This window comes from Phascolarctobacterium succinatutens, assembly GCF_023497905.1.
GTDB classification, from domain to species: Bacteria; Bacillota; Negativicutes; order Acidaminococcales; family Acidaminococcaceae; genus Phascolarctobacterium_A; species Phascolarctobacterium_A succinatutens.
This window is the reverse complement of record NZ_CP097284.1, coordinates 1151816-1174419: the sequence shown is the minus strand read 5'-3', so window position 1 is coordinate 1174419 and position 22604 is coordinate 1151816. Positions and strand designations below refer to the sequence as shown.

Annotated in this window: 23 protein-coding genes, 1 tRNA gene and 2 pseudogenes; 7 read left to right on the top strand and 19 right to left on the bottom strand. The window is 48.5% G+C overall.

The features are described 5' to 3' along the window. Positions 1 to 29 precede the first annotated feature (29 nt). The 6 genes from M5E81_RS05605 to M5E81_RS05580 form a co-directional block, all read right to left on the bottom strand. The gene (locus M5E81_RS05605) at positions 30 to 1268 is read right to left on the bottom strand and encodes a BaiN/RdsA family NAD(P)/FAD-dependent oxidoreductase (protein WP_249746991.1); all 1239 of its coding nucleotides are present in this window, start codon (positions 1266 to 1268) and stop codon (positions 30 to 32) included. Beyond that, entirely contained in the window at positions 1265 to 1990 is a 726-nt protein-coding gene (locus tag M5E81_RS05600; RefSeq protein ID WP_249748081.1) for a pseudouridine synthase, read from the bottom strand. Before M5E81_RS05600 ends, M5E81_RS05605 begins: the two co-directional genes overlap by 4 nt. A gap of 5 nt (positions 1991 to 1995) precedes the next feature. After that, positions 1996 to 2574 carry an SMC-Scp complex subunit ScpB gene (gene scpB / locus M5E81_RS05595; RefSeq protein ID WP_009145777.1) on the bottom strand — a complete coding sequence of 193 codons (579 nt, stop codon included), beginning with the start codon at positions 2572 to 2574 and terminating at the stop codon, positions 1996 to 1998. Next, entirely contained in the window at positions 2564 to 3295 is a 732-nt protein-coding gene (locus tag M5E81_RS05590) for a segregation and condensation protein A (protein WP_249748080.1), read from the bottom strand. The genes scpB and M5E81_RS05590 overlap by 11 nt, the downstream gene beginning before the upstream one ends. Before the next feature lie 3 nt (positions 3296 to 3298). After that, entirely contained in the window at positions 3299 to 3919 is a 621-nt protein-coding gene (locus M5E81_RS05585) for a site-2 protease family protein (protein WP_040565206.1), read from the bottom strand. A gap of 137 nt (positions 3920 to 4056) precedes the next feature. Continuing rightward, entirely contained in the window at positions 4057 to 4833 is a 777-nt protein-coding gene (locus M5E81_RS05580; RefSeq protein WP_040565195.1) for an enoyl-CoA hydratase/isomerase family protein, read from the bottom strand. Between the two features lie 341 nt (positions 4834 to 5174). Between M5E81_RS05580 and M5E81_RS05575 the strand changes: the two genes are divergently transcribed. From M5E81_RS05575 to M5E81_RS05550, 6 genes and pseudogenes are all read left to right on the top strand, one after another. Then, positions 5175 to 5250 (top strand) — tRNA-Asn (locus M5E81_RS05575). Positions 5251 to 5356: 106 nt separating this feature from the next. Beyond that, positions 5357 to 5749: pseudogene (locus M5E81_RS05570) on the top strand (Fic/DOC family protein); the annotation flags it as partial. Positions 5750 to 5837: 88 nt separating this feature from the next. Then, a complete protein-coding gene (locus tag M5E81_RS05565) occupies positions 5838 to 6875 on the top strand; it encodes an IS1595-like element ISSag10 family transposase (RefSeq protein ID WP_002837184.1) in 1038 nt (345 codons plus the stop codon). Positions 6876 to 6898: 23 nt separating this feature from the next. Next, on the top strand, positions 6899 to 7393 hold the full coding sequence (gene lnu(C) / locus M5E81_RS05560) for a lincosamide nucleotidyltransferase Lnu(C) (protein WP_019543803.1): 495 nt from the start codon (positions 6899 to 6901) through the stop codon (positions 7391 to 7393). Positions 7394 to 7473: 80 nt separating this feature from the next. Then, positions 7474 to 7695 (top strand): annotated as a pseudogene (locus M5E81_RS05555) (protein adenylyltransferase Fic); the annotation flags it as partial. A gap of 150 nt (positions 7696 to 7845) precedes the next feature. Further along, positions 7846 to 9129, top strand: a complete 1284-nt coding sequence (locus M5E81_RS05550; protein ID WP_249748079.1) for a Na+/H+ antiporter NhaC family protein — start codon at positions 7846 to 7848, stop codon at positions 9127 to 9129. A 132-nt stretch (positions 9130 to 9261) separates the two neighbouring features. Here the strand turns inward: M5E81_RS05550 and M5E81_RS05545 are convergent, their stop codons facing one another. Then, entirely contained in the window at positions 9262 to 10377 is a 1116-nt protein-coding gene (locus M5E81_RS05545; RefSeq protein WP_249748078.1) for an Ldh family oxidoreductase, read from the bottom strand. Between the two features lie 240 nt (positions 10378 to 10617). After that, positions 10618 to 11367 (bottom strand): hypothetical protein, encoded by a 750-nt coding sequence (locus tag M5E81_RS05540; RefSeq protein ID WP_249748077.1) that lies wholly within the window; start codon positions 11365 to 11367, stop codon positions 10618 to 10620. Positions 11368 to 11541: 174 nt separating this feature from the next. On the opposite strand from M5E81_RS05540, the gene M5E81_RS05535 reads away from it, so the two are divergent. Then, positions 11542 to 11817 (top strand): hypothetical protein, encoded by a 276-nt coding sequence (locus tag M5E81_RS05535; protein WP_249748076.1) that lies wholly within the window; start codon positions 11542 to 11544, stop codon positions 11815 to 11817. 230 nt (positions 11818 to 12047) lie between these two features. Here M5E81_RS05535 and M5E81_RS11420 read toward each other — a convergent pair whose 3' ends face one another. The 11 genes from M5E81_RS11420 to M5E81_RS05485 all read right to left on the bottom strand — a co-directional run bounded on the left by M5E81_RS11420 (position 12048) and on the right by M5E81_RS05485 (position 22590). After that, on the bottom strand, positions 12048 to 12125 hold the full coding sequence (locus tag M5E81_RS11420) for a putative holin-like toxin (protein WP_366939773.1): 78 nt from the start codon (positions 12123 to 12125) through the stop codon (positions 12048 to 12050). 269 nt (positions 12126 to 12394) lie between these two features. Further along, positions 12395 to 12556, bottom strand: coding sequence for a hypothetical protein (locus M5E81_RS05530; RefSeq protein WP_249748075.1), 162 nt, complete (start codon positions 12554 to 12556; stop codon positions 12395 to 12397). A 341-nt stretch (positions 12557 to 12897) separates the two neighbouring features. Further along, positions 12898 to 14286, bottom strand: coding sequence for an NADPH-dependent glutamate synthase (gltA, locus tag M5E81_RS05525; protein ID WP_249748074.1), 1389 nt, complete (start codon positions 14284 to 14286; stop codon positions 12898 to 12900). Then, a complete protein-coding gene (locus M5E81_RS05520; RefSeq protein ID WP_249748073.1) occupies positions 14271 to 15113 on the bottom strand; it encodes a sulfide/dihydroorotate dehydrogenase-like FAD/NAD-binding protein in 843 nt (280 codons plus the stop codon). The genes gltA and M5E81_RS05520 overlap by 16 nt, the downstream gene beginning before the upstream one ends. 31 nt (positions 15114 to 15144) lie before the next feature. Further along, entirely contained in the window at positions 15145 to 16425 is a 1281-nt protein-coding gene (locus M5E81_RS05515) for an amidohydrolase (RefSeq protein WP_249748072.1), read from the bottom strand. Positions 16426 to 16509: 84 nt separating this feature from the next. Continuing rightward, positions 16510 to 17187, bottom strand: coding sequence for a class II aldolase/adducin family protein (locus tag M5E81_RS05510; RefSeq protein WP_249748071.1), 678 nt, complete (start codon positions 17185 to 17187; stop codon positions 16510 to 16512). A 2-nt stretch (positions 17188 to 17189) separates the two neighbouring features. Further along, positions 17190 to 18434, bottom strand: a complete 1245-nt coding sequence (locus M5E81_RS05505) for an adenosylhomocysteinase (RefSeq protein ID WP_249748070.1) — start codon at positions 18432 to 18434, stop codon at positions 17190 to 17192. A gap of 32 nt (positions 18435 to 18466) precedes the next feature. Continuing rightward, the gene (mtnA, locus tag M5E81_RS05500) at positions 18467 to 19513 is read right to left on the bottom strand and encodes an S-methyl-5-thioribose-1-phosphate isomerase (protein ID WP_249748069.1); all 1047 of its coding nucleotides are present in this window, start codon (positions 19511 to 19513) and stop codon (positions 18467 to 18469) included. Between the two features lie 9 nt (positions 19514 to 19522). Then, entirely contained in the window at positions 19523 to 20320 is a 798-nt protein-coding gene (gene mtnP, locus M5E81_RS05495; protein ID WP_249748068.1) for an S-methyl-5'-thioadenosine phosphorylase, read from the bottom strand. Positions 20321 to 20511: 191 nt separating this feature from the next. Continuing rightward, on the bottom strand, positions 20512 to 21171 hold the full coding sequence (locus M5E81_RS05490) for an HAD-IA family hydrolase (RefSeq protein ID WP_249748067.1): 660 nt from the start codon (positions 21169 to 21171) through the stop codon (positions 20512 to 20514). 126 nt (positions 21172 to 21297) lie between these two features. Then, positions 21298 to 22590, bottom strand: a complete 1293-nt coding sequence (locus M5E81_RS05485) for a glycosyltransferase family 2 protein (RefSeq protein ID WP_009145103.1) — start codon at positions 22588 to 22590, stop codon at positions 21298 to 21300. Between the last annotated feature and the right edge of the window lie 14 nt (positions 22591 to 22604).

The following is a 22604-nucleotide window of genomic DNA, read 5'->3' as shown; positions in this document are numbered from 1 at the left end:
GATAGCCTAATTTAAGTCAAATTTATGAATTATTCTTCGGCAGCCGCCGCTTCGCCCGCAGCATGACCGCTGCTGAACGCTGCCTGCAGATTATAGCCGCCGGTATAACCGTCGATATCCATAACCTCGCCTGCAAAGTACAGGCCCTTGATGCGCTTGGATTCCATGGTCTTGGGGTCAATCTCCTTCACGCTCACGCCGCCTGCAGTAACGATAGCCTCTGCAATCGGACGTGTTGCGGAAATGGTGATGACAAAATGCTTCAGCGTCTGCAGCAGTCTGTGACGCTCCTCGCGCGAAACCTGGTTGATGAATTTGTTTTCATCAACGTAGGACATATCCAGCACAACGGGAATCAGTCGCTGCGGCAGCAAATCCTTCATGCCGTTGAGCACCTGCTTACGGCTGTACTGCACAAAATCGCGCTGAATGCGCGCATCTAGCTTTTCCTCGCTCAGCGCAGGCTTCAGGTCAACCTCCAGCTCTACATCCTTGCCCGCAGCCAAAGCGTCCGCGGCAAGATTGCTCAGCGAAAGCACAATGGGACCGGAAACGCCGAAATGCGTAAACAGCATCTCGCCGAATTCACTGCCCAGCTTTACGCCGTCGGCCAAAAGCGTTGCCTGCACGTTGCGCAAAGACAAGCCCTGCAGGTCATCAACATAAGGATAATCGCTTTCCAGCGGAATCAGAGAAGGCTTCAGCGGCACAATCGTGTGACCCAGCTTTTTCGCCAGCTTGGCACCGCCGCCATCGCTGCCTGTGCCCGGATAGGAGGCGCCGCCCGCAGCCAGAATAACTCTGTCTGCCTCGTACACGCCGTTGACCGTACGCACGCCGTACACATGGCCTTCCTTGACCATGATATCAATAACCTTGGTGTCGGTCTGCAGCTTGCCGCCGGCCTCGGTATAAATCCTCACCAGCGTATCAACTACATCCTTCGCCTTGTCGCTTACCGGAAAAATACGGCCGCCGCGTTCAACCTTCGTCGGCAGTCCGTTACTCTCCAACAGCAATACTATATCATCATTTGAGAACCTATGTAAAGCACTATTTAAAAATCTTCCGTTTCCGGGCAGATTTTTTATGAAATCGGGTATTTCACAAGCGTTGGTAATGTTGCAGCGTCCCTTGCCGGTGATGAGCATTTTCTTGCCCGGCACACGCATTTTTTCATAAATCGTTACCTGCGCTCCGCTCCAGGCTGCAGCAATACCTGCCAACAGGCCTGCCGCGCCGCCGCCTACAATCGCAACTCGCGTCATAGCTTAGCCGCCTTTCTGAGCTGAGATAATTCCTGCTCACTCAGACTGCGGAACTTGCCGCGTCCCAGATTCTGCAGCTGCAGCGGTCCCAGCTTGATGCGCTTCAAATCACGCACCGGGAAGCCGATAGCGTCGCACATGCGGCGAATCTGGCGGTTACGTCCCTCATGGATGGTGATATCAAAAAGCGTAAAGCCACGCTCATGGTCATAATCACGCAGGTTGACAATCGCCGGAGCGGTCGGGCCGTCCTCCAGCTTTACGCCCAAGCGCAGCTGGTCCAGCTTTTCCTGCGACACAATGCCCGGAACCTTAACAAAGTAGGTTTTGTTGACTTCATGGCTCGGGTGCATCAGCGCCTGTGCCAGCGCACCGTCATTCGTCAGCAGCAACAGTCCTTCGGTATTGAAGTCCAGGCGTCCTACCGGGAAAACTCTCTCCGGCAGGTTCTGCACGAAATCGGCAATGCTGCGGCGGTTTTGCGGGTCGGACATAGTGGTGACTACTCCCCTCGGCTTATAGAACATGTAATAAGCCTTGGCTTCCTGCGCAATAGGCTTGCCGTCAACGCTGATGCGTACCTTGTCGGCATCAAACTTGCAGCCCAGCTCGGTAACAACCTTGCCGTTCACGCGGACGCGACCTGCCGTAATAATTTTTTCTGCTTCGCGGCGGGAGGCAACGCCTGCTGCCGCCAGGATTTTTTGTAAACGTTCTTCCATCTATCTCAGTTTTCCTTTGCTTCTAATGTATTATCAAGCTGCAGCACCTGCTGCGCAGCCTCTGCCTCATCCTCAGGCTTCGTTTCCAGCGGTGGGAGCTCCTCCAATGAGTTCAGGCCAAACACCATCAGGAATTTTTCTGTTGTAGCATATAAAATAGGGTTGCCCAAGGCCTTCTTGCGTCCTGCCTCCACTACCAGGCCAAGGTCCAGCAGTGTATTGAGTACGCCGTCAACCTTCACGCCGCGGATGGCTTCCATCTCTGCGCGCGTCACCGGCTGCTTAAAAGCGACAATCGCCAGGGTTTCCAAGGAAGCATTCGTCAGCTTTACTTCCTTTTTGCGTCCTAAGCCCAGCAGTACATTATAGTAAACAGGCTTGGTCACCAGCTGAAAGCAGCCTGCTGTTTCACGCAGCATCAATCCCCTGCTTTCCGCCTCGTAGGACTGCTTCAGCTCCGAAACAAGCTCCCACACCTGCGGCTTATCAAGCTGCAGAAGGTCCGCAAGCTCCGCTACAGAAACAGGCTCACCTGCAGCAAACAGCACCGCTTCCAGTGCTCCTGTCATTTTGTCAAGATACATCGTTTGCTTCCTCCTGTCCCTGCTTGCCGAAGATATAAATCGGTGCAAAGCGCTGTGCTTGGCTGATAGCAATCAACCCTAGCTTCAGCAGCTCCAGTACACCCAAAAAGCAGGCTACCTTCTCGGCAGGGCTGCCTGCGGTAAAAATTTCATTCATCATAAAGCCCTGTGGCCTGCGCTGCAGTCTTTGCAGAATATCTGCCATTTTATCCTGCACGCTGTAGGCCTGCGGCTCAATAAAGGCTGCCGGCTTGCCGTCGGGCGCAGTCGTCATGCCTGCCAAAGCCTTCAATAACTGCTGCACCGTGCAGGGAGCAACAGTACGCTCCACCAGATTGCCGAACATCGGCTCACGCTGCCAGTACAGGTCAGCGCTCTGCTTCATATCCGCCAAAGCAGCAGCGGCACGCTTAATGCGGCGGTATTCCACCAGCATTTCCACCAGCTGCTGGCGCGGGTCTGCTTCCTCCTCCTCGCCCTCAGCGGATTGCTTGGGCAGCAGCATGCGCGATTTAATCTGCAGCAGCGTTGCGGCCATCACCAGAAAATCACTGGCAACCTCCATATCAAATTCGCTCATGCTGCGCAGATAGCTTATATACTGCTCCGTAACCGCAGCGATGGGAATGTCATAAATATCTACTTTATCACGCTCGATAAGGTGCAGGAGCAAATCCAGCGGACCTTCGAACGCAGTCAGCTTCAACGATAAATCAGCCATGGCCTAGAACACTAAACCCAAGATACCGTTTACCAGCAGCATGTAGCCAGCGGCAAGCGGTCTGATAATCGCACCTGTAATACCGGTGAACACCAACGCAATCAGAATATAAAAGCCGTAGCGTCCAACCAGATTGTCAAATTTCCAGGCCATAGACGGCGGCAGAAGCTCCGAAAGAATCTTGGAGCCGTCCAACGGCGGAACCGGAATCAGGTTGAAGAAAGCAAACCATACATTATATAACTGCATCCACAGCAAAAAGCGGTAAACGCCATCACTCAAAAGACCGAAGCGATTTAAAAACGTCATGAAGAATGCTGCGAGAAAGCACAAAAACAGATTGGCTGCGGGACCGGCAAAGGAAACCTTCAGAATACCTTCGCGGCGGTTGCGGAAATTGCTGGGGTTAATTTCTACGGGCTTAGCCCAACCGAAGCCGGCTACCACCAGCAGAATCGCACCCAACGGGTCCAAATGTGCCATCGGGTTGAAGGTCATGCGTCCCATGTAACGCGCAGTCGGGTCACCCATGCTGTCCGCACATTGCGCATGGGCATATTCGTGTATCGTAATCGCAAACAACAGCGCAGGAATGCGATAAATCATTGTACTGAAATCGAGCATACTTTCCTCCGAGAAAAATTTATCAATAGATTTATTATACAACATCTTGTATTCCTACGTCAAAAAGAAAACGGAACCATCAGTATAAATTATGTGACAGTTCCATAAACATTTACTTTTTTCTGCTGATTAGTTTCTTATTTGCCTGTGAATTGCGGTGCACGCTTCTCATAGAAAGCAGCAATGCCTTCCTTGCAGTCGTCTGTACCCATCAGCAGCGCCTGGGTAGTTTCTTCGATTGCCAGCACTTCGTCCAGAGTCAGATCATGGTCATTGAGATATTTCTTCGTCAGGCTGATAGACAGCGGAGCGCTTGCTGCCAGACGTGCAGCCATAGCGTAAACCTTATCCTTCAGCTCTTCGTCTTCATAAACATCGTTCAGCATGCCAAGCTCTTTGGCAGTCGCAGCGTCAATCAAGTCACCGGTAAACATCAGCTCTTTAGCCTTCAGCACACCGATAGCCTTCGGCAGGAAATACAGACCGCCGCAGTCGGGAATCAGGCCAACCTTGGCAAAGCTCTCGCCAAAGCGTGCCTTGGCAGATGCATACACCAGGTCGCAGGCCAGCATCAGGTTAACGCCGGCACCGGCAGTAACGCCATTGATATAAGCAATAACAGGTTTAGGAATAGTAGTCAAGCGTTTGGCAACGTCGCCCACCTTAGCGATAAAGTCCTTCTTGGCAGCAACGCCCTCCAAGCCGTTCAGATAGCTCAGGTCGCCTCCGGCACAAAATGCCTTGCCGTTGCCGGTAAGTACGATAGCACGCACCTCAGCGTCAGCAGCAGCCTTGGTAATGGCAGCATGCAAACCGTCAATCAGCGCGTCATTCATTGAATTCAGGCTCTTCGGACGGTTCATAGTAATCGTCGCAATATTGTTTTCCACAGCGTATAATACAGCTTCTTCCATGGGGAACACTCCTTTACACATGTAGTTTATATCATTAAGGATATTATAGCATAAAACCTTAAAAGCGCCTACTATTTGTCTAAAGATTTTAGCTCTTACTGCTTTCTTCGCTTTCTGCATTAAGTAAAGGTGAAGAGCGCTGCCTTTAAGGCAACACATCAAGACCATCTTTCCCTCGCCTTTCATATCACTTGCCTTAATTCTATATAGGCATTTCATCTCCTAAATTCCGTGCATTTATCGCCTTTTCAAAATACTTATAAATTTTTCTAAAAAAACTGTTGACAAATAATTGCCATGCGAGTATAATAATCTTCGTTGGTTGACTTACCAACCTTAATTCCCCGATAGTTCAGCCGGTAGAACACCTGACTGTTAATCAGGGCGTCGTAGGTTCGAGTCCTACTCGGGGAGCCAAGAAGTTAAAGCTTCGAACTTTTAGGAGTTCGGAGCTTTTTGTTTTTCCCGAAATTGATTTATGATATAATAAATACACCACTAAAACCAACGAGGTATCTATACTATGACTTTGGAAAATAAATTAGGCATCACCAGCTCCGCCGAGCTGGCAACTCAGGAAGAGCGCTTAAGCAAAAAGCGTGCGTTAGAGCTTTTCGAAAGCGGTATGCTGGACAAGCTGGAGGCCGGCACCTTCAAAACGCTGCAGACGATTCATAAGCAGCTTTTTATGGATATTTACGATTTTGCAGGCAAGGTTCGCTCTGTAAACATTGCCAAGGGTGGCTTCCGTTTTGTCCCGGCCATGTATCTGCTTGATGCGCTGATACAGATTGAGCGCATGCCGCAAAGCACTTTCGACGAAATCATCGAAAAATATGTTGAAATGAATGTCGCCCACCCCTTTCGTGAGGGCAACGGCCGCAGTACGCGCATCTGGCTTGATCTTATTTTGAAAGGCTCTGTCACAACAAATGGTTGATTTTTGACGAGAAATAGCGTATAATAATAGTAAGAAACAGTACCACCGAAGGAGGTAATTGGATATGCCTACTATCAAAGACGCATTAGATATTATCGGTAAGTTGACTGTCGCAGAGCAGGAAAGCCTTAAAACAATGCTTTTAAGTCCTGCCTTTGTAAAGTCTTTGAATATTGAAGATTTCGTAGCAAAGGAACGCTTTGCAAATGGTCGTGTATGCCCTCTTTGTGGCTGTATCCATGTGGTTCGCAATGGTCATCGTAAAGATGGCACACAGCGATATGTATGTAAGGATTGTGGCAAGTCCTTCGTGATTGCTACGAACTCCATTGTGTCTGGTACAAGAAAAGACTTGTCCGTGTGGGAGCAGTACATTGATTGTATGATGAATGGCTTATCCATTCGTAAGACTGCTGTTGCTTGTGGGATTCACAGAAACACCGCATTCCTTTGGAGACACAAGATTTTGGATGCACTTCAGAATATGGCAGACGATGTTACCCTTGACGGCATTATTGAGGCTGACGAAACTTTTTTCGCCATCTCGTACAAGGGCAATCATAGCAAGAGTAAGACATTTGCTATGCCACGCAAGGCTCATAAGCGTGGTCATTCTACACATATCAGAGGCTTGTCCCAAGAAAAGGTATGTGTTCCTTGTGCGGTTAATAGGAATGGCTTGTCTATCTCCAAGATTACGAATACTGGTAGAGTTTCTACAAGAGATTTACATCATATTTATGATGGTAGGATTAAGACCAATTCCACTCTTGTTACGGACAAGATGAACTCCTATGTGAGATTTACAAATGCCAATGGCATTGACCTTGTGCAGTTAAAGACTGGCAAAGCCAAGAAAGGCATTTATAATATCCAACATATCAATAGCTACCATAGCCAGCTAAAGAGGTTTATGCGTGGCTTTAACGGTGTTTCTACCAAGTATCTGAACAACTATCTTGTGTGGAATAACCTTGTAAATTACGCCAAAGAAAGCGACATGGAGAAAAGGAACATCTTCTTAACTTTTGTTTTGGCAACATTGAAAACTGCTAAATGCAGAGATTTATCAAACAGACCAGCAGTTCCTCTGGTCGCCTAATTAGAATTTGTGGAGATGATAAGATGGTCAATATAACAGATGTAAAACAGATTCTTCAATTTGCAATAGATGCGGAGATTAAAGTCTTTCTTGATGGTGGATGGGGTGTAGATGCTCTTCTTGGATATCAGTCAAGAGCCCATAATGATATTGACATTTTTGTAGAAAAGAACGATTATCAGAACTTTATAGAAATAATGAAAGCTAATGGCTTTTATGAGATTAAGATGGAATATACAACATTGAACCATACTGTATGGGAAGATTTGAAAAACAGAATTATTGATTTGCATTGTTTTGAATATACGGACGAAGGTGAAATTCTTTATGATGGGGATTGTTTTCCGGTAGAAACTTTTTCGGGTAAAGGAAGAATTGAGGAAATAGAGGTTTCCTGTATTGAACCATATAGTCAAGTAATGTTCCATCTGGGATACGAGTTTGATGAAAATGATGCACATGATGTGAAGTTATTGTGTGAGACACTTCATATCGAAATTCCAAATGAGTATAGATAACTGCAAATAACAGTTTGTAGGGGAGTTCTGATACTCCCCTATAAAAATGGCTATTTATCAACTGTTTGTTGTGACATAGCCTTTTGAAAAAAGAGCTGCAGCTGGTTATTGATTGGAGCAAGGTTAATAAGGAAGATTATCTTTCCGCTATGGAGCGCAGCCCGATTAAGGACCTGGAAATCAAGTTTCTCTTAAAGAACGCCCTGACCGAGCATATTAATGACCGCGAGGTTTATATGAAGGGTATTGATGCAAGCTATATGTACGAAGGCTACGAAGAATTCAAAACGAAAGATTTATAAGCACTTGCTTGCCAATCGCCTCAGTTGTAGCAATGCAGCTGAGGTTTTTTGTTATTCTTTTAGTAATCCTTCATCAATCTTCCTTGCATACTAAAAATTTAATTGATATAATAGAAAAAGCTGAAAATTATATAAAAGGAGATTCTGTTTATGACCAACAACCATTCCAAGGGGCGTGCCATCGCTCTGCTGCCTATCGCAGTCTTTTTGCTGTTTTTTATAGGCTCAGGCCTGATTACCGGGGATTTTTACAGCATGCCTGCGATTGTAGGCTTTTTAATTGCTTTAATCATAGCCTTCCTGCAAAACAAAAAGCTCAGCTTTGTGCAGAAGCTGCGCCTTGCTTCTACCGGCGTAGGTGACGAAAATATTCTCACCATGTGCCTCATCTTCCTTGCCGCAGGTGCCTTTTCCGGCGCTGTCCGCGCTGCCGGCGGTGTAGAAAGCACTGTTAACCTCGGCCTTTCTATTCTGCCGGGTAACATGGCAGTTGCAGGCCTTTTCGCTATCGGTTGCTTCATTTCCATTTCTATGGGTACTTCCGTAGGCACAATTACCGCGCTTGCTCCGATTGCTGCGGGCATCAGCGATAAAACCGGCTTCCCGATGGCTATCTGCGCCGGTGCCGTAGTCTGTGGTGCAATGTTCGGTGACAACCTTTCTATTATTTCCGATACCACTATTGCTGCTGTTAAAACTCAGGGCTGCGATATGCGCGACAAGTTCCGTGAAAACTTTAAAATCGTCCTGCCGGCAGCAATCATCACTCTTGGTCTGTTCTACTTCCTGGGCAACACCAACGAATATCAGGTCAACGGTAACCTCGACTACAGTCTGATAAAGGTTCTCCCCTATCTGTTCGTTTTAATCGGTGCCGTAAGCGGTGTAAACGTTTTCGTTATTCTGATTATCGGTACCGTGCTCAGTATGCTGGTAGGCCTCGGAACAGGCATGTTTACTGCTACCAAAATGTTTACCCATGTTGGCAACGGCATTATGTCTATGTATGACATCACCGTTATTTCTATCATCGTGGCCTGCATCATTACCCTGATTAAGGAATACGGCGGTATTGATTTCGTACTGAACTTCATCAAGAGCCGCATCAGCAGCACCAAAGGCGGTGAGCTGGGTATTGCAGCTCTCGCTCTGCTTGTTGATATCTGCACCGCAAACAACACTGTTGCGATTGTTATGGCAGGTCCGATTGCCAAAGATATCAGTGAAGAGTTTGATGTGACTCCTCGCCGCAGCGCCTCTTTGCTGGATATGTTCAGCTCCATGGGTCAGGGACTTATCCCCTACGGCGCACAGCTTCTGGCTGCGGCAAGCCTCACAGGACTTACCCCCTTCGCCATCATCCCCTACTGCTTCTATCCGCTGCTGATGGGTATCAGCGGACTGATCTTCATCTTCATCAAGAATAAAGACTAAAAAATCAAGCCGTACGACTATAAATTTACTGCAATAGTAAAAATCAAGCCGTACGGCTTTTTTCATGCTTTAAAAACTACATCTCCCCACACAAAAAGCCTGAGCAAACGCCCAGGCTTTTGTTATAGCTTATTATTTTTCAAACGGGAATTTGTACTGAGTCAGGCCCAGCTCATCTCTGAGCTGAATGAACTCCTTCTGAATGGATTCGCCAACCGGTACACCCTTCTCTTTTCTATCCAGCCAAGCCATGTATTCCTTCTCGCCGGCAGTATAGATGCGTTCCTGACCGGGAGCCTTGGTGGAATTACGCAGACCGCGGCAGATATCGCCGGCAGTTTTCTTGAAGGTGTCAACGCCCATGAAGAACGCCGGGTTGATAACGAAGAAGAAGTGGCCCAGATGATACATAGCGTTGTTGCCGTTTTCATCCTTGCCGGACAGTGCCTTCATGAAAGGACCGCCTGCCAGTGCGGAGGACAGAATCTCTACGATAGTAGTGAAGCCGTAGCCCTTGTAGCCGCCGGTTTCTTCGCCCAGACCGCCCAACGGCAGCAGCGCAACATTGCCTGCACGCATTTCCTTCAGGATGGTAGCGGATTCGGTCATGGTGCCGCCGTCCTTTGCAACTACCAGACCTGCCGGAGTATCCTTGCCCTGTCTAGCATAGAACTCAATCTTACCGTTTTGGATGATGCTGGTTGCGCAGTCAAAGTTGAACGGGAACTCCTCATCGGTAGGCATAGTAAAGGTCAGCGGGTTGGTGCCCATCATCGGCTCAACACCGAAGGTAGGAGCAACGGAAGGTCTTGCGTTGGTACCGGAAATACCGATCATGCCTGCCTTTTCAGCCATAGTGGTCCAGTAGCCTGCAATGCCGTAGTGAGTAGAATTAAAGATGGTGCCGCCGGCCATACCGTATTTGGAAGCCTTTTCAATCAGCATTTCCATCATCTTATGGGAAGCAACCATGCCCATGCCGTTATGAGCATCCATAACTACAGTACAAGGAGTATCCTTGACAATTTCAATTTCGGTTTTCGGCAGCAGGGTGCCGTTTTTAATACGATCCAGATAAATAGGCTTGAAGCGGTTGCAGCCGTGGCTTTCAATACCGCGTCTGTCGCTTTCCAACAGAACGTCTGTACAAATGCGTGCATCCTCTTCGGGAACGCCGTATTTAACAAATACGTCTACCATAAAATCGTGGACTAAGTCCCAGCTTACAAAGGGTCTTGTTTCTTCCATGCTGTTTCCTCCTTGAAGAAAATTTTTTCAATTCATAATAATATTGCTTTCGCACTACATATAGTATACCTCATTACTCCATAATTGTACAGTATTGCTTTTAAGGCTACACTTAGCGCCTGTTACAAACGCTGATATCAAAAAATCTATTTTATCCTTAGGCATTCCCACATATAAAAAAATACCGTGCAGACCTCAGCGTCATAGCCACAGAAGCCTGTACGGTATTATATATTTTTATTAACCCTGCTCTGCTCCGTCCGCAGTAAAGGCAACCGGTGCCTTGGCCTCCAGCTCCTTCGTGCTGCCGTCGGCATTATGCCACAGGGTTTTCTTGTTCAGCGAACCGTTGGTTACAAGGCCGGTCGCATCAAAGGAGATGTCTGTACCGCTCTTGAATTCAACAAAACCGGCGCTTTCATCCTTCAGGTTGTGCTGCCAGCCAAGCGGACGCAGCTTCGTTGCCTCCGCCAGTGTACCGGTTATAACCCTGCCATTTGTATCAAAGGTCAGCAGATTGTCATTTTTAAAGCGCACAAAGCCGTAGCCGTTATCGCTCAGCTGCAGGATAACGTCATTATCAATCACACCGCTGAGCACAGTGCCGTCCTTGGCAAAGATTACGGACTTATTGCCCATGTAGCGCACATGACCGTCGGCAGGAATCACCAGCCCCGGGCGGTACGGATGGTAGAAGAAGCGCGGCGGGAAGAACGGCGCACTCCGCTCCACATAATAATAATTGCTCGCCAGGCTCTTCCATCCTGCAGGACGCAGATAGGTGGCACTCACCAGCACGCCCTCGATTACCTGACCGTCATCATTGAGCTTTACAACAGTATTCTTCTTGAACTTGATATCGTCCGCTACCGTCCAGCCCTGCGGCACCAGCTTGGTATCCTTGTCTAAGGTTATGGTTTTATCAGCAAGAGCTATGTTAGCGCCTACAAGCACTAAGGCAACTAATAGTAAGGCTGTAAATTTACGCATGATAATCACCTCATTTACACTTTCTAAGCATATTATAGCATAGGTTACTAAAAGAAAATATAAAACTATTGTGAATTAAGTGTGGAGGTGATGGGGGGTATTCTTCTATTTACTATTCACCCCTTCTACGCTATAATATAATTAAATAAGCTCATTGAAAGGAGTTGTGCGCCTATGTGTACCAACAAGCATTACTACTGCATGTTCAACGGCATTACAGTCACTACCAGCGACATTATAGATGAAGAATACAAGAAATATATTTGCGTAAGATTTGAACGTCCCAACAATAATAATGGTTTTGATTTCGCTGAAATTATTATGCCTGACAAAAAGTTTATCAAGGCTTTTGGCTTTAGTGAGGACGAGATTTATTGGATTGAGAGTTTTGCAGCGGATAATCTTTTACTTATGTGGGAAATGGCAAAGGAGAGTAAGCAAATTGCCTAAAATATTAGCAGGTTTCTTAGGATATGTGTTTTATTTTTGGGATTAAGGTTGCCATTAAACCACAGTAAAATCCAAAACACTCTCCGCAACCCCTTCAGGTTTGACAAAAAACAAGATAAAACGTATAATAAACATAAAGAGACAACTGGTTGTGGAAAGCCGGTTCTCCTCATTGTTTAAAAGTTAGAAAGAAACCGTCTTACCGCTAGGCGGTTTTTTTCATGCCGTAATTACTTACGATACGTAAGGATCAGCACGACCAGAGTTGCGAAAGCAATCATCAGAGATAACGCTTCGAAAACAGTCATAACATCACCCCCACTCGCTAGGGAGTAAGAAAACCGACTACCAGTTGTCTCAAAATGTATTATAACATAATACTTAATTTTTGAGAATACACCTAAAAAGGTGTGTTTTTTATTTTAAGCATATTTAAAAACAAAGATACCAGATTCTATCCAGCCTCTTTTATATCAAATGAATTGTACTAATGTACCCATTAATCTACTATATTTCCCGTCGCTAATTGCTTTGACGTAAATTATAGCATGACCTTTCATTGCTAAAGCCTTGGTTTTCAGTTTAATGAGTTCAACTTCCCAATCTTGCGTACTGTCCCTAAAGAACCATCTGAGAAAATGATTCCCATAATAGAATATTCTTCTTTTAAGTCGCCGGTTGTTGTAACAATAGAATCATAATCTGTTTCAGGATTTTTATTTGAACTAAACCATCCCATTTGCTGCACTCCTTTGTTCTTATGGTGAAGTTAGCTACATTATATTATTTTGTTGCGTTAAAAGCAAATGTTTTTTCATAGCAATCGTTTTGTAAAGAATCTGCATTTTTATTCTTTTGAATGTTTCATTATTTATAATGAAAGGCTCAGATTTTCGAGTGATTTAATGTGAGACAAGATTGTATGAGTTGAGTGGAAGAATTTTTTATAATCGTTCAAATTATTTTTAAAACTACAACAATGTATATAAATAAAATCCTATTGCAGACTAACTCAGAACATCTGCAATAGGATTTTACGCTTATTTCATATTAAATTATGCAACAGCGCCGGCTTTCCCCTTACTTGCTCAGGTACTCGTCAATAGCAGCTGCAGCCTTCTTGCCTGCGCCCATAGCGCTGATTACGGTTGCAGCACCGGTTACGATATCGCCACCGGCGAATACGCCCGCAATAGAGGTAGCACCTGCCTCGTCAGCAACGATGTTACCGCGCTTGTTGACCTCCAGATCAGGGGTAGTCTGCTTAATCAGCGGGTTCGGGCCCTGGCCGATAGCCATAACTACCATGTCAACGTCGAGCACATACTCGCTACCTGCGATAGCTACAGGGCTGCGACGGCCGCTGGCATCCGCTTCGCCCAGCTCCATCTTAATACACTTCAGGCCGTTAACCCAGCCTTTTTCATCGCCCAGAATAGCAACCGGATTGTTCAGCAGGCGCAGCTCAATGCCTTCTTCCTTAGCATGGGCGATTTCTTCCTTACGCGCGGGCATTTCTTCCTCGCTGCGGCGGTACACGATATATACCTGCTCCGCGCCAAGGCGCTTCGCAGTACGCGCTGCGTCCATAGCTACGTTGCCTGCGCCAACGATAGCAGCCTTCTTGCCAACGTATACAGGTGTAGCGTAGTTCGGGAATTCATAAGCCTTCATCAGGTTTACACGCGTCAAAAATTCGTTGGCGGAATATACGCCGTTGAGGTTTTCGCCGTCAATCTGCATAAAGTGCGGCAGACCGGCGCCGGTACCAACGTAAACAGCGCTGAAGCCTTCCTCCTCCATCAGCTCCTTGATAGTGAAGGTGCGGCCGATAACAGCGTCAACTACAATCTTTACGCCCAGCTTTTTCAGTGCGGAGATTTCATGCTGTACGATTTCCTTCGGCAGACGGAACTGCGGAATGCCGTACATCAGCACGCCGCCGGCAGCATGCAGCGCTTCGTACATAGTTACATCATAGCCCATTTTTGCTAAATCGCCGGCGCAGGTCAGACCGCTGGGGCCGCTGCCTACTACGGCAACCTTCTTGCCTTTGCGTTCTGCCGGAGCTTCCACATCGTTATCCAAACCATGCTCACGCGCATAGTCGGCAACAAAGCGCTCCAATCGGCCGATAGCGACAGGCTCGCCCTTGATACCCAGCACACATTTGCCCTCGCACTGGTTTTCCTGCGGGCAGACACGGCCGCAGACAGCAGGCAGTGTGCTCTTTTGCTTAAGGATTTTATAAGCCTCGGCAAAGTTTTCCTGTGCAACCTCATGGATAAACTTAGGAATATCAATATTAACCGGGCAGCTGCCTACACAACGCGGTTTGGGGCAGTTTAGGCAACGCTGTGCCTCGTCTACCGCCATTTCCTTAGTGTAGCCAAGTGCTACCTCCTGAAAGTTTTTGTTACGCACATCAGCCGGCTGTTCCGGCATAGCATTTCTCATTCCTCCACGCATTTGCAATGACCTCCACAGCTATATTCCAGTGCTTCCTGGTCCTTGTACATCTGCTGACGCATTACCAGGTTCGCAAAATCTACCTCGTGAGCATCAAACTCCGGTCCGTCTACACAGGCAAATTTGTTCTCGCCGCCAACCATTACACGGCAGCCGCCGCACATGCCGGTGCCGTCTACCATGATGGTGTTGAGGCTGGCCGTAGTTTTAACGCCGAACGGTTTGGTGGTCGCTGCCACGTTTTTCATCATGATAACAGGGCCGATGGCCAATACCAGGTCAACCTTTTCGCCTGCCTCCAGCATTTCACGAAGCGGGTCGGTTACAAAACCCTTGCGGCCTGCACTGCCGTTATCGGTGGTCAAAATCAGCTCGTCGCTGATAGCAGCCATTTTATCCTGCCAGATTACCAGATCCTTGTCGCGCGCACCGATGATGGAGATAACCTTGTTGCCCAGCTCGTGATATGCACGCGCGATGGGATAAACAGGCGCAACGCCGATGCCGCCGCCAACTACTACAACAGTACCGAACTTGCCCATCTCGGAAGGATGTCCCAGAGGACCTACTACGTCGAGAATATCATCACCCTCGTTAAAGGTGTCGCACAAGTGCTTGGTGGTGTTGCCCACCGCCTGCACAATTAAGGTGATATAGCCTTTTTCACGGTCAAAATCCGCAATAGTCAGAGGAATACGTTCGCTGTATTCGTCAGTGCGGATGATAACAAACTGTCCCGGATGGCATTTGTGTGCCACCAGCGGCGCGTCTACGACGAACTCGTAAACAGCAGGTGCTAAATTTGCTTTGGTAATGATTTTAGCCATTTTCTTGCTTTTCTCCTTTTGCTGCTAATTGCTATTTATTCAAAAGCTTTCTGGTGCAAGCCTCAGCTTCCGCATAAATCTTTTCTTCGTCAAAGGTCAGCAGCTTGCCAGCTTCCACAACCTTTTTGCCTGCTACGAAAACAGTGTCGGCGTCGGTGCTGCTTGCTGCATAAACCAGCTGGGACAGCTTATTGTGACGCGGATACCAGTAAGGCTTATGCATATCCCACAGTACGATATCTGCCTGCTGACCTGCCTCCAAAAGTCCGGTATCGGCAAAGCCCAAAGTTTTGGCACCGTCAACGGTTGCCATCTCCCACGCTTTTTTAGCAGGAACAACGAGCGGATCAAAGGTTGTTGCCTTATGCAGCATTGCGGCAGCACGGCATTCCTCCAGCATATCCAGATTGTTGTTGCTGGATGCGCCGTCCGTGCCCAGGCCAACGCAAATGCCCTTGTTCAGCATTGCCGCTACCGGTGCGATACCACTTGCCAGCTTCAGGTTGCTCTGCGGGTTGTGTGCTACACGCACGTGCTTGGCAGCCATGATATCCATATCCTCGTCTGTCAGGTGTACACAGTGTGCAGCAATGGTACCAAGCTCAAACATGCCCAGCTTATCCATCAGCTGAATCGGCGTCATGCCATGCTCTTTGACAACGGTATCAACCTCAAATTTAGTTTCGCACAGATGCATCTGGATTTCTGCCTTGTTGGCAGCAGCCTCGGCAATAACCTTTTCCAGATAATCTACTGGGCAGGTATAAGGAGCGTGCGGACCGTAGGTGATGCGGATACGGCCGTTGTCGTAGCCCTGCCAGTTCTTCGCCAGCACAGTGTTTTCAGCCAGCTTTACGTCCTTGTCCGGCGCTACGCCGATCAGGCCGCGGCTGAGGTTAGCGCGGATACCGGTTTCGGCGCAGGCACGCGCAACGTTCTCCATGAATGCGTACATATCGGCAAAGCAGGTAGTACCGCACTTCAGCATTTCTACGATGCCCAGCATTGCGCCCCAGTAGATGTCATTGGCATCCATCTTGTCCTCAATCGGCCAGATTTTGTTTTGCAGCCAATCCATAAGCGCCATATCATCCGCATAGCTGCGCAACAGTGTCATAGAAACGTGGCCGTGGGTGTTGACCATGCCGGCGGTAGCCAGCTTGCCCTTGCCGTCCACGATTTCGTCGGCAGCAAAGTCTGCAGGCACGTCCTTGCCTACATAAACAATCTTATTATCTTCAACGGCGATGTTCTGCATTTCACCGTTCGGAGTATGCAGAAGCTCGATATTCTTAATCAGTAGCTTAGCCAAAAGATTTCACTTCCTTGGTATAAATTAAGTCCTGCCTCCCTGTTTAATGCTTAGGGAGGCAGATGACAGTGATATTATTGTTTTCTACTCCTCGCCCTGCTGACGTTTGGAGTAATGCTTTTCATAAAAATCATGCATCACATCCACGTCCTCACAGCTCAGCTCGTACACCTTGTTGCCGGTGCCTGCACAGATTACGGCAATCTGCGCCGCCTTTTCCAGAATTTCGGCAGCAAGCAGTGCCTCTGCCAGGTTCTTGCCCCAGCACACAGCGCCATGGTTGGCCAGCAGCACAGCCTTTTTGCCGTTCAGCGCGCGCACGGTGTTCTCCGCCAGCTCCCGCGTACCGCAAAGAGCGTACTCAGCGCACTCCACCCTGCCGCCGATAATCTGCACGATATCCTCGATAATCGCCGGCACTCCCTGATGCATAGCCGCAAGTGCACTGGCATAAATGCTGTGCGTATGGATTACGGCACCAGCCTCAAGATAAGCGTTGTAAATAGCGGTGTGCACCTTCAGTTCGGAAGAAGGAATGTGCTTGCCTTCAACAACTTCGCCATCACGGTTGATAATGACAACGTCCTCAGGCATCAGTGTTTCATAACCGTGGCCGGAGGGTGTGATAGCAATATTCTGCGCGTCAATACGGCAGCTGATGTTGCCCCAGGAGCCTGCAACGAGCTTTTTTTCAATCAGCGCATGGCCTGTTTCCACAATGGCGGCGCATGCACTTTCTTTAGCAAATAACTGCGTTTTCATGATTATTCGGCAGCCAGATATGCCTTCTGCTCATCGCTCAGGGTGTCGATGCCTGCGCCCATAGCCTGCAGCTTCAGAGCAGCGATTTCGGTGTTCAGCTCTTCCGGCAGTACATACAGTTTATTTTCCATTGCTCCCTTATGGTCGAGCAGATATTTCATAGCCAGGAACTGCATAGCGAAGGACAGGTCCATGATTTCAATCGGATGACCGTCGCCGCAAGCAAGGTTAACCAGACGGCCTTCGCCCAGCAGGTTCAGCTTACGTCCGTCAGCCATGGTGTAGGTCATGATATTTTTGCGTACTTCATACGGAGCAACTACGGAAAGCTCCTCCAGATGATGTTTGTTGATTTCTACGTCGAAGTGGCCTGCGTTGCACATAACAGCGCCGTTCTTCATAACCTCCATATGCGGTTTGGTGATTACGTCCTTGCAGCCGGTTACGGTTACAAAGATATCGCCGTGTTTTGCAGCCTCCTGCATCGGCATAACGCGGAAGCCGTCAAATACTGCTTCAATACCTTTAATCGGATCAACCTCGGTAACGATAACGTTAGCGCCCAAGCCTTTGGCACGCATAGCAACGCCCTTACCGCACCAGCCATAGCCTGCAACAACAACAGTTCTGCCTGCTACGGACATGTTGGTGGTACGCATGATGCCATCCCAGGAGGATTGGCCGGTACCGTAACGGTTATCAAACAGATACTTGCAGTAAGCATCATTAACGGCAATCATCGGGAATGCCAGATGACCTGCTGCAGCCAGAGCCTTCAGACGATGTACGCCGGTGGTGGTTTCCTCGCTGCCGCCCATCAGGTTAGGAATCAGGTCACGACGTTCGCCGTGCAGCATATTAACCAAATCGCCGCCGTCATCAATAATCAGCTGCGGTTCGCTCTTTAAAGCCTCGCGCAGATACGTATCATATTCTTCGTTGGTGCAGCCATGGGTTGCGAAAACGGTAACGCCGCTGTCAACCAGTGCTGCGGCAATTTCGTCCTGAGTGGAAAGCGGGTTGCTGCCGGTAACAACAACATTAGCGCCTGCGTTCTTCAGCACGAGTGCCAGATAAGCGGTTTTTGCTTCCAGGTGAATGGTTACAACCATGTTGATGCCTTGGAAAGGCTTAGTTTTGCTATATTCATCGTTCAGATGGTTCAGCAGAGGCATATATTCCTTTGCCCACGCGATACGTTGATGACCTAACGGTGCCAATTTGATGTCTTTAATAATGCTTTGCATAAATCTAAAAATCCTCCTTTAATATATGCTCTTTAGTCTTGTAAAAGAGCCTGCAATTTCTTAATACTTTCTGTATACGGCGCTTTGAGTACGCCATGCTCGGTAATAATACCGGTAATAAGCTCTGCCGGTGTCACGTCAAACGCAGGGTTAAACACTGCTACGCCCTCAGGCGCAGTCTGCTCGCTGCGGAAATGACGTACCTCGTCGGCCTTGCGCTCCTCAATAGGAATCTGCGCACCTGTAGCAATGGAAAAATCAAAGGTGCTCGTCGGCGCGGCGATATAAAACGGAATCCCATGTGCCTTCGCCGCCAGTGCTACGCCATAGGTGCCGATCTTGTTCGCCGTGTCGCCGTTGGCCGCAATTCTGTCGGCACCGACAACAACAGCGTTCACACCCTTCGTGCGCATGGTCCACGCTGCCATATTATCGGTAATCAGCGTAACCGGGATGCCGTCCTCAAACAGCTCAAACGCCGTCAAACGCGCACCCTGCAAAAGCGGACGTGTTTCGTCGGCATAAACCATTTTCAGCTTGCCCTGCGCGTAAGCACTGCGGATAACGCCCAGCGCTGTGCCCCAACCGCAGGTTGCCAGTGCGCCTGCGTTGCAGTGCGTTAGCACTACGGCAGCGTCAGGCAGCACAGCAGCGCCGTATTCGCCCATACGCTTATTCATGGTGATATCGTCCGCATAAATCTGCTCGGCCTTCTCCTCCAGCGCCTTGATAATCGCCGCAGGTGACTTGTCCTCGCCGTTCAGGCGCACAGCCAAAGCGTATTGCAGATTTGCCGCCCACGCCAGGTTTACCGCCGTCGGACGCGCAGTAATCAGATCTGCGCGCACAGCATCCAGCGCACCCAAAAAGTCCGGCTTGTCCGCGACCTCGCGCGCACCAAGCACCATAGCGAAGGCAGCGGCAGCGCCGATGGCCGGTGCACCGCGCACCTCCAAGCGTTCAATCGCCACTTTCACGCGCTTGTAATCCACGCAGGTAATCCATTCTATCTTTTGCGGCAGCAGAGTCTGGTCCAGCAGCACCAGGCTCCCCTGCTCCCAACGCATAGTTTCTACCATAACAACCTCTTACAGCTTAAAGCCGCCGAACTCCTGCATAGCGTGATGGCAGTTGCACTTCGCCTCAGTCGGCTCTTCATAAGCGATGAAGGACAGAATCAGCTTTTCCATATTCTTAATGCTGAGTGCCATAGCGTCGCAAACCTCTTTATGGGAAAGCGGTGTCGGGGAAATACCGGCTGCCATATTGGTAACGATGGAGCAGTTGGTGTAGCACATCTCTGCCTCACGCGCCAGAATAGACTCAGGCATATTGGTCATGCCAACCAGGTCACCGCCCATCATAGCGAACATCTTGATTTCGGCAGCACTTTCAAAGCGCGGGCCTTCGGTGCAAACATAAACGCCGTGCTTATGGAAGGTAATATCCGTTTTCTCCAGGCATTTGATAACCTTCTCGCGCAGAGTCGGGCAATACGGATAGGTGAAATCGCAGTGCGCTACACCACGCTCGGGGGAATCGTAGAAGGTGTTGATGCGGCTCTTGGTGAAGTCCAGCACGTTGTCGCAAACTACGAAGTGACCTGCCTTCATCTCCGGGTTGAGGGAACCGACTGCGGTAGTAGCAAAAATTTCCTCTGTGCCCAAGCTCTTCATAGCCCAGATGTTGGCACGGTAGTTTACCTTGTGGGGCGGCACGGAATGATCTACTCCGTGACGGCTCACGAAAACAACCTGATTACCGCTCATTGTGCCGATGTTGCACAATGCTTTACCAAACGGTGTTTCTATAATCTTTTTTTCGAATCCCTTCAGGGTATCGGGATTATCAATACCGGTTCCGCCAATGATAGCAATTTTACGCATATGCTTTGCCTCCTTTATAGTTAAATGTGATAATGAAAACTGTTTGCTGAAGTATGTTATTACGCATAATATCTATGCAGATTCTCCACACTTTTTCTATTATATAATACCATAAATAAGGCATAATTTAAAGAGTAAAGAAAAAGCACTCTCGCATTAACCGCAAAAGTGCTTAATCTGTTTATCTGACTTTATTTTGCTTTCCCTACAAGCTCCAGCAGCTCCTGCGGGCTTGCAATCACAAAATCCGGCCTGTCCTCCTCCAGCAGCTTCTCCCAACCAAAGGCGGTATAGCGCACGGCAACGGTTTTCGCCCCCGCACTACGTCCGCTCTGCAAATCGAAGGGACTGTCGCCGACGCACAGGCACTCCTCCGGCTTCACTCCCAGCTTGGCACACGCCGCCAGCATCGGCTCAGGATGCGGTTTGCTCTCCTTTGTATCGCCCAGGGCAACAGTCGCATCAAAATACGGCGTCAGCTGCAGGCAGTCCATCCCACGGCGCAGCATCGGCGGCTTCTTAGAGGTAACCACCGCCAGCTTAATGCCCTGCGCCTTCAGCTGCTCCAGTGTTTCCTTCACGCCAGGGATAGAACGAATCATATCATCGTGATGCGCGTTATTATATTCTCTGTAAGCGTCGCGCATAGTCTCCACCAGCTCCGGCTTACCGGAAAGCGCAATCATTGCCTCCGGCAACGGCAGGCCGAAGGTAGCGACAATCTTCTCGCGCTCCGGAGTAAAGCCAAGCACCTCCCGGCAGGTGTGCTCAAAGGTGGTAATAATCAAATCTATGGTATTGGCAATAGTGCCGTCAAAATCAAAAAGTATTCCCTTAATCTGCATCTTCATATCCTCTCCGCTCTTTTAGCTCATCTTCATAAAATTTGCATAAGCACAATAAATTTATTATATCATGTTTACCTGCCTTTGCGCACTAAAAAAGCACTCCCGCTTACGCAGAAGTGCTTATAAAGCTTATTTTTCGTCCTTTTTCGCAAAGACTACTTCCTTAGGACCGTCGTTTACTGCGTCCTCGGGAATAATTACATCGTCGAAGCTGATGCCGCGGGTATGCAGCGTATGGCTCCACTCATGGTCGTGGCGATGCCACCAGCCAAGGGCTGTAATAGGAATCCAGCTGTAAATAAACAGCGGATAAAGCAGCAGATACATCCAGGACTTGAAGGAAGCGCGGATTTTCCACAGTACCGCTACCGGGAAAATATACTGGCCGATACCAACCAGAGTCCAAACCTCTACCGGAATAATGGTATACAGGATATTGGTGTAGAACGGATAGAAGTTATAAATATAGCTGCAAAGCACAAAGAACGTGGAAATCATCAGGAAGTACGGCTGAATGAGGTTCACAGAGCAGTCCAGCATGACGATATTGCGTGTCTTGATTGCTTTTTTGATCATCGGGATGAGATAGCGGTCCGCAACGTCAAAGTGGCCCTGCGACCAACGCTTACGCTGGTTCCAGGTTTGCTTGAAGGTCAGCGGCTTTTCATCATAAATGATTGCATCATGCGCCCAGGTTGTAGGAATGCCTTCCATCATTGCCTGAATGGTGAACTCCATATCCTCGGTCAGGCAGGTTGCACGCCAGCCGTAACGCTTCAGCACCTCGGTGTCAAAGCACATGCCGGTACCGCCAAGGCAGCAGGAAAGGCCCATGTTGTACTTTGCCAGGCTCCATACATGGTTAACAATCCAGAAGGAAATTGCAAATACGCCGCTTACCCAGGTATCAGTCGGGTTTTTGGCATCCATATAGCCTTGGATAATGCGTTCGCCGTTGCACAGACGGCTGTTCATCTCCTGCAGGAAGTTGGGATGCACCAAGTTATCGGCATCGAAAACGCAAACCGCATCATATTTCTTATCCAGCTTGAACAGTCTGTCGAACATCCACGCGAGGGCAAAGCCCTTGCCCTTACCGGTTTCGCTGAAGCGCTCATGCACCAGCGCGCCGGCCTTGCGTGCAACCTCCGCGGTTTTGTCCGAGCAGTTGTCCGCAACAACATAGATATCATATAAAGCGTCATTGTAATTCAGACGGCGCAGGTTATCTACTAATTGAGCAATAACACGTTCCTCGTTATGCGCGCAGGCAATCAAGGCAAAGGTTTTGCTTTCATTATATATCTTAACTTCCTTCTTCTTGCCGAACAGGCCGAACCAAGAAACAAAAAAGTAGTAGAGCGTAAAAAATATAATCAATAGCTGCAAAGGTATCATGATTATATCAAAAGCTGTATACATCAAAAATCTCCTTT